Annotated in this window: 1 protein-coding gene; it reads left to right on the top strand. The window is 36.3% G+C overall.

Going from position 1 to position 2,115, the window contains the following annotated elements; translation table 11 throughout:
• Window positions 1–2,115 (top strand): calcium-binding protein (locus tag Q0256_RS07720; protein ID WP_297961910.1); only part of this gene is annotated, 2,115 nt, incomplete at both ends.

Below are 2,115 nucleotides of genomic sequence, written 5' to 3'. Positions count from 1 at the left end.
ATACCTATACATGGGACAGCAATACGGACAAACAAGAGGATAGAAAATTTGATGTAACTCCTACAATCATCCAAACCTCAGATAAACTAAAAGCCAAGATACTAAAACACGGTACCGGCAAAATCATCGACGACGACCGCGATCTGGATGATCCTGAAACCGACGGCTCTCCTATAGTCATCGATCTAAATAACGACGGCATAAATACTCTAAGCCTGGATTATACCAGAAACTTCGATCTAGATAATAACGGCTTTGCCGAAGCTACCGGATGGGTACAAAAAGATGATGCACTATTAGCGTATGATAGAAACGGAAACGGCAAGATAGATAACGGAGGCGAGCTATTCGGAAACTATACTTTAAGCGATAATTACTATTCGCATACTAGCGGAAATACTAATGGCTTTAACGCCTTTAAAGAATTTGACACTAATAATGACGGCATAATAGATAAAAACGATAAAGACTTCGACAGGCTCCTATTATGGCAAGATAAAAACTCTAACGCCATAACTGACGAAGGAGAATTAATCAAACTAAGCGATAAGGTAAAGTCTATCGATCTAAACTATAAAGAAATTTCAACCGATAATAACGGAAATTCTATTAGGCAAACTTCTGATGCTACCTTAAATGATGGTACTAAGGTTAAGGCAGATGATGTATGGTTTAAAGTAAGTCTAAATAAAACAAAAGAGATAATAGATCAAGATAAAATTCCACTAGAAACCCAAGCTCTACCTCAAGTTATAGCCAGTGGAAATTTGAATTCTCTAAGAATGGCGGCAGGTAAGAACGAAAAGCTGGTTACTATGATAAATCTATATCTGATGCTAAGCCCGGAGGAAAGAAAGAAACATATCGATGAATTGATCTACGAATGGACTGGAGTAGGAGCAATAGATAAAAATTCAATGAGAGGCGATGTAAAAGCAAGAGATATGGCCGTATATGAAAAGATCACCGGCAAACCCTTTAATCAAAGCTGGCGGGGTGCAAATCCAGGTCCAAATGCTTCTAATAGGGTTAATGATAAAATCAATACCTTTAAACGCTATGTCTATGCGACTATAGAACTTCAAACTACATATTTCGATATGGATCTAAATTTAGATCTTATGAATCTGCGAGAAGATGGTAAATTAAGCTATAAATTTGATGCTTTAAATTCTAAGCTTATACAATTATATAAAGATGGAAAGCATAATGAAATTATCAAATTAATGAGTATCGTTCGAGATGCTAGCGCGTATAAACCTATATTCCAAAAGAATTTAAAAGAAGATCTCGTAAAGCTAGGCAGCAATGATGACAAATTGTTGTCTCTATGTCTTAATACGTATATGGGTGGGACGGATGGCAATGATGTTATCAATGGAAATTCCGAAGATAATTTTATAGTAGGAGGTAAAGGCAAAGATACCCTAAACGGCGGCGCCGGAGATGATACATATGTATTCGCTAGAGGTGACGGTAACGATACTATCTACGATACAGCAGGCGATGATAAAATACAATTCAGAGAAAGCATAACTCCTAATGATGTGAGCTTAAAAAGGGAACTGGATAAACTTATAATATCTATCAAAAGCAATGATGATAGCATAACTATCCAAAATTTCTTTTCCGTAAATCCTGAAATAGGAAACAATGCTGTAAGAACTATCGTATTTGCCGATGGAACCGTTTATGATTTTAATAAAATACTTGAGCTTGCTCCACTAAATTCTACCGATAAAAACGACAAGCTTTATTTAACGGATGGAAATGATATCTTTAATGCAGGCTCGGGTAACGATGAAATTTGGGGCGGTAATGGGGATGATATCATTAATGGTAATGAAGGAAACGATGTACTTTATGGAAATGATGGTAATGATACGCTAATGGGCGGTAAAGGAAACGACAAGCTTGAGGGCGGCAATGGAAATGATACGTATGTCTTTAATAAAGGTGACGGCAACGATATTATAACAGATTATGGTGGAATCAATACCCTGCAATTTGGTGAAGGAATTTCTAGAAGCGATCTAGAATTTAATGCGATCAATTTTGGCTCTGATTTAAAAATATCATTCAAAAGCACTCCTCACGATAGTGTAATTATCAATA

Origin of the sequence: uncultured Campylobacter sp. (assembly GCF_937949835.1) — a bacterium.
In the GTDB taxonomy this organism is placed as follows: domain Bacteria; phylum Campylobacterota; class Campylobacteria; order Campylobacterales; family Campylobacteraceae; genus Campylobacter_B.
Note: the sequence above shows the minus strand (reverse complement) of the source record. Positions and strands in the feature narration are given on the sequence as shown.